Here is a 5,861-nt window from a genome sequence, read left to right on the forward strand (position 1 = left end):
GGTTCGGGAGGCGTGAGCGGTTCGGCGGGCGGCAGGGGTTCGTGTTGCGCCTGCGGCTGTTGTTCCTCGGCCTGGAGCTTGGCCAACTCCTCGTCAAGGTCGAGGTTGTCCAGATCGAGCGCGGTCGGGGCAGCCGGTTGTTCGCCTATTGTCTCGATGGCCGCCGCATCGGGTGTCGGGGGTGATGCGGGTGTCTGTTCCGGCGCAGGCTGCGGGTCCGCTTGCAGACTGTGGTTGGCGTTGAACAGTTTCATGCAGGCGCCACAACGTACCAGGCCGCGTGCGGCGCCCAACTGGGCATCGCTAAGGCGAAAGCGGGTCTGGCAATGGGGGCACTGGGTGATGAAGCTGCTCATGCGGGTATCCAGCTGAAATTGCCGGCTAGTCTATGGGCTGTTGCGCTTTTCTCGCAAACTCCGTCGTTGTCCGGGCAGGGCGATCGCACTATGCCGTTATTCACCCGCAAGCTGTTTCGATAAAAGCGCTGGAGGCTGGAAGGCTGGGCGAAAAATACCGGTTGCCACGCGTTTTCGTCCAGCCAGCCGCCTTCCCGCGCTGTTTTCGGCTGTTTGCCGTGCATAGTGCGATCGCCCTGGTTGTCCGGGCCGGGGATCTTGCCGTGTGTTCATTGCGACCGGATTGGCGTGGGGCGGCTATCGAAGCGTGCGGCATGGGCTCGCGATCATCGTCCCAGTGCGAATGCCTGGAGGCGGGACGGGGCTCGCGACACCACGGACAACAGAGCGCCGGCAGCGGTGTACGATCGACCGCAAAGCTGATTTCCAATCCTGCACCAATTCCCGATCTACCCCGATCGTCCAGTATCGCTCTGGCCGTGGCGTTGTCTTTCCTTTATATGTTTCGATCATATGCACCTGTTTTTCCGGTGGGTTCCTGCCTGTTGTCGGGCGACGGGTGTGCGTATAATCGGCCACTTTATGATCAAGAAGCGCGCCATGCAGCTGGTTCGAGGTCTTCAAAATCTGCGGTCCCAGCACCGGGGCTGTGTTGCCACCATCGGTAATTTCGACGGCGTTCATCGTGGGCACCAGGCTATCCTGAAGCGTTTGCGCGAGCGTGCGTTGGAGCTGGGGGTTCCCAGTTGTGTGGTGATCTTCGAGCCGCAGCCACGCGAGTTCTTCGCACCACAGACGGCACCGGCGCGCTTGTCGCGTTTGCGCGACAAGCTCGAATGGCTGGCTGCCGCCGGGGTGGACAGGGTGTTGTGCCTGGCGTTCAATCGTCGCCTGCGCGAACTGAGTGCCGCCGAATTCGTGCAGAAGGTGCTGGTCGATGGCCTGGGGGTTCGGCACCTGGAAGTGGGCGATGACTTCCGCTTCGGCTGCGACCGTGCGGGGGATTTCGCCTTTCTCTCCGAGGCCGCGCAACGCGAGGGCTTCACCGTCGAGGCGGCGCGCACGGTGGAGATCGACGGTGTGCGGGTCAGCAGCACGCGGGTGCGCCAGGCGCTGGCGAGCGGGGACTTCGCCCATGCCGAGCAACTGCTCGGGAGGCCGTTTCAGATCAGCGGGCGGGTGCTGCATGGGCAGAAGCTTGGCCGCCAGTTGGATGCGCCGACCGCCAATATCCAGCTCAAGCGCTGCCGGGTGCCCTTGTCCGGGGTCTATACGGTCAGTATCGAGTTGCAGGGCCGGGCATGGCCGGGGGTTGCCAATATCGGCGTGCGCCCCAGCGTGGCCGGCGACGGGAGTGCCCACCTAGAGGTACACCTGCTGGACTTTTCCGGAGATCTGTATGGTCGCCGATTGACGGTGGTGTTCCACCACAAGCTGCGCGATGAGCAGCGTTTCGCCTCGCTGGATGCCCTCAGGTCGGCCATCTCCGCCGATATCGTCGCAGCCCGTGAATATTGGGCAGGCGTCACCTTTCACCATGAGTCAGGACTGAAATGACCGATTACAAAGCGACCCTCAATCTGCCGTCCACGGCGTTTCCGATGAAGGCCGGTCTGCCACAGCGCGAGCCGGAGATTCTGCAGCGCTGGGACAGCATCGAGCTGTACCGGAAACTGCGCGAGATCGGCGAGGGCCGCCCGAAATTCGTCCTGCACGACGGCCCGCCCTACGCCAACGGCAGCATCCATATCGGCCATGCGCTGAACAAGATCCTCAAGGACATCATCACCCGCTCCAAGACCCTGAGCGGCTATGACGCGCCCTATGTGCCGGGCTGGGACTGCCATGGCCTGCCGATCGAGCACAAGGTGGAAACCACCTTCGGCAAGAACCAGCCCGCCGACCTGACCCGCGAGCGATGCCGCACCTACGCCACCGAGCAGGTCGCCGAGCAGAAGGCCGGTTTCGTGCGCCTGGGCGTGCTGGGCGAGTGGGACAACCCCTACCTGACCATGAACTTCGCCAACGAGGCCGGCGAGATCCGCGCCCTGGCGCGCATGGTCGAGAACGGTTTCGTGTTCAAGGGCCTGAAGCCGGTCAACTTCTGCTTCGACTGCGGCTCGGCGCTGGCCGAGGCCGAGGTGGAGTACCAGGACAAGAAGTCCGACGCCATCGACGTGGCCTTCCCGGTCGAGGATGCCGACAAGCTGGCCGCCGCCTTCGGCCTGGCCAGCCTGGGCAAGCCGACCGCCGTGGTCATCTGGACCACCACGCCCTGGACCATCCCGGCCAACCAGGCGCTCAACGTGCACCCCGAGTTCACCTACGCGCTGGTGGATACCGGCGAGCGCCTGCTGCTGCTGGCCGAGGAACTGGTCGAGAGCAGCCTGCTGCGCTATGGCCTGCAGGGCGAGATCGTCGCCCGGGCGCCGGGCGCGGCGCTGGAGCTGATCAACTTCCGCCATCCGTTCTACCCGCGCCTGTCGCCGGTCTACCTGGCCGAGTACGTCGAGCTGGGCGCGGGGACCGGTGTCGTGCATTCGGCGCCGGCCTATGGCGAGGACGACTTCCGTACCTGCAAGCAGTACGGCATGCACAACGACGACATCCTCAACCCGGTGCAGAGCAACGGCGTCTACGCCGAGTCGCTGCCGCTGTTCGGCGGCCAGTTCATCTGGAAGGCCAATCCGAACATCGTCGCCAAGCTGGATGAAGTCGGCGCGTTGCTCAAGCATGAAGTGATCAGCCACAGCTACATGCACTGCTGGCGCCACAAGACGCCGCTGGTCTACCGCGCCACCGCCCAGTGGTTCGTCGGCATGGACAAGCAGCCGAAGCAGGGCGCGACCCTGCGTGAGCGCTCGCTGGCGGCCATCGAGCAGACCGCCTTCGTCCCGGCCTGGGGCCAGGCGCGACTGCACAGCATGATCGCCGGGCGCCCGGACTGGTGCATCTCGCGCCAGCGCAACTGGGGCGTGCCGATTCCCTTCTTCACCCACAAGGAAAGCGGCGAGCTGCACCCGCGTACCGCCGAATTGATGGAGGAGGTCGCCAAGCGTGTCGAGCAGGAAGGCATCGAGGCCTGGTTCAAGCTGGATGCCGCCGAGCTGCTGGGCGACGAGGCGGCGGACTACGACAAGAGCCGCGACACGCTGGATGTCTGGTTCGACTCCGGCACCACCCACTGGCATGTGCTGCGCGGTTCCCATGCCGGCCTGGGGCACGCCAGCGGTCCGGTCGCCGACCTCTACCTGGAAGGCTCCGATCAGCACCGTGGCTGGTTCCACTCGTCGCTGCTGACCGGCTGCGCGATCGACGGCCATGCTCCCTACAAGCAGTTGCTGACCCACGGCTTCACCGTCGATGAACAGGGCCGCAAGCAGTCCAAGTCGCTGGGCAACGTGGTCGCGCCGCAGAAGGTGATCGACAGCCTGGGTGCCGACGTGCTGCGCCTGTGGGTGGCGTCCACCGACTATTCCGGCGAAATGGCGGTGTCCGAGCAGATCCTGCAGCGCAGTTCCGATGCCTACCGGCGCATCCGCAATACCGCGCGCTTCCTGCTTTCCAACCTCAGCGGCTTCGATCCGGCGCAGCACCTGCTGGCGGATGAGCAGTTGATCGCTCTGGATCGCTGGGCCATCGACCGCACCCTGCTGCTGCAGCGCGAGATCGAAGAAGCCTACGACAGCTACCGCTTCCTCAACGTCTACCAGAAGGTGCACAACTTCTGCGTGCAGGAGCTGGGCGGCTTCTACCTCGACATCATCAAGGACCGCCAGTACACCACCGGCGCCGACAGCCTGCCACGGCGTTCCTGCCAGACCGCGCTCTACCACATCGCCGAGGCGCTGGTGCGCTGGATCGCGCCGATCCTCAGCTTCACCGCTGACGAAATCTGGCAGTACCTGCCGGGCGAGCGCAATGAGTCGGTGATGCTCAACACCTGGTACCAGGGCCTGAGCGAGCTGCCGGCCGCTGCCGAGCTGGATCGTGCCTTCTGGGACCGCGTGATGGCGGTCAAGGCCGCAGTGAACAAGGAGCTGGAAAACCAGCGCGCGGCCAAGACCATCGGCGGCAACCTGCAGGCCGAGGTCACCCTGTATGCCGAGGACAGCCTGGCCGCCGACCTGGCGCGCCTGGGCGACGAACTGCGCTTCGTGCTGATCACCTCCGCAGTGCAACTGGCACCGCTGGCCAGCGCGCCGGACGATGCCGTGGCCAGTGAGCTGTCCGGCCTCAAGCTGGTGGTGCGCAAGACCGCTCACGCCAAGTGCGGCCGCTGCTGGCACCACCTGCCGGACGTGGGCAGCGACCCGGCGCACCCGGAAATCTGCGGTCGTTGCGTAGACAATATCGAAGGCGTTGGCGAGGTACGTCGCTATGCCTGATCTGCAGAAGGCGCCTGGCCGTTTCGGCAAGCTCGCCTGGCTCTGGCTCAGCGCCCTGGTGCTGCTGCTGGACCAGGTGAGCAAGCACTGGTTCGAGAGTGCGCTGACGCTGTACCAGCGTATCGAGGTGATCCCCGGTTATTTCAGTTGGACCCTGGCCTATAACAGCGGAGCCGCCTTCAGCTTCCTCGCCGATCACTCTGGCTGGCAGCGCTGGCTGTTCGCGCTGATCGCCATTGGCGTGAGCGCGGTGCTGGTGGTCTGGCTCAAGCGCCTCAAGCCCGGCGAAACCTGGACGGCGATCGCCCTGGCGCTGGTGCTGGGGGGGGCGCTGGGCAACCTGTACGATCGCATGGTGCTGGGCCATGTGGTCGATTTCATCCTGGTGCATTGGCAGAACCGCTGGTACTTCCCCGCGTTCAATCTGGCCGACAGCGCCATCACCGTCGGTGCCGTGATGCTGGCGTTGGATATGTTCAAGGGCAACAAAAGCGGAGAATCGGTATGACAGAGCAGCGCATCGGGCCAGACACACAGGTCACTCTGCATTTTTCCCTGAGCCTGGCCAATGGTGATCAGGTCGACACCACCTTCGACAAGAAGCCCGCCACCTTCCGGGTCGGCGACGGCAACCTGCTGCCGGGCTTCGAGCAGAAGCTCTACGGCCTCAAGGCCGGCGACCGACGCACCCTGCAGGTCGAGGCGCAGGACGGCTTCGGCCAGCACAATCCGCAGAACGTACAGGTCATGCCGCGCAGCCAGTTCGAAGGCATGGAGCTGTCGGAGGGACTGCTGGTGATCTTCAACGATGCCGCCAACACCGAGTTGCCGGGGGTGGTCAAGGCGTTCGACGGGCAGCGGGTGACCATCGACTTCAACCACCCGCTGGCGGGCAAGCCGCTGACCTTCGAAGTGGAGATCTTCGACGTACAGCCGGCCTGAGCCGACGTAGGGTGCGCCATGCGCACCGAATGACCGTGCGCCGCCTGGCGGTGCGCGCGGCGCACCCTTGTATCTCGACTTCAGCCCTGTCAATGGGCAATAGTCCCCGACTGATCATCGGGGGAAGGACTGGGAAGACGTGCGCACCCTTAGGCTTCGAGCCTGCATCGTAGAT

At 64.7% G+C, this 5,861-nt stretch carries 5 protein-coding genes; 4 read left to right on the forward strand and 1 reads right to left on the reverse strand.

The features are described from left to right. On the reverse strand, window positions 1–356 hold a 356-nt coding region (locus DNJ95_RS18885; RefSeq protein WP_181953413.1), incomplete at its 3' end, for an MJ0042-type zinc finger domain-containing protein. 600 nt (window positions 357–956) lie between these two features. Here DNJ95_RS18885 and ribF point away from each other — a divergent pair. The 4 genes from ribF to DNJ95_RS18905 are packed head-to-tail and all read left to right on the forward strand — an operon-like array spanning window position 957 to window position 5,686. After that, entirely contained in the window at window positions 957–1,913 is a 957-nt protein-coding gene (gene ribF / locus DNJ95_RS18890) for a bifunctional riboflavin kinase/FAD synthetase (protein ID WP_131186257.1), read from the forward strand. Then, complete coding sequence (ileS, locus tag DNJ95_RS18895) at window positions 1,910–4,744, forward strand: isoleucine--tRNA ligase (RefSeq protein WP_131186258.1); 2,835 nt, start codon at window positions 1,910–1,912, stop codon at window positions 4,742–4,744. The genes ribF and ileS overlap by 4 nt, the downstream gene beginning before the upstream one ends. After that, the gene (lspA, locus tag DNJ95_RS18900) at window positions 4,737–5,252 is read left to right on the forward strand and encodes a signal peptidase II (RefSeq protein WP_131186259.1); all 516 of its coding nucleotides are present in this window, start codon (window positions 4,737–4,739) and stop codon (window positions 5,250–5,252) included. Before ileS ends, lspA begins: the two co-directional genes overlap by 8 nt. Next, entirely contained in the window at window positions 5,249–5,686 is a 438-nt protein-coding gene (locus DNJ95_RS18905; RefSeq protein ID WP_131186260.1) for an FKBP-type peptidyl-prolyl cis-trans isomerase, read from the forward strand. Before lspA ends, DNJ95_RS18905 begins: the two co-directional genes overlap by 4 nt. Window positions 5,687–5,861: the final 175 nt, after the last annotated feature.

The sequence above is a fragment of the Stutzerimonas kirkiae genome (assembly GCF_004327335.1).
Lineage (GTDB): Bacteria > Pseudomonadota > Gammaproteobacteria > Pseudomonadales > Pseudomonadaceae > Stutzerimonas > Stutzerimonas kirkiae.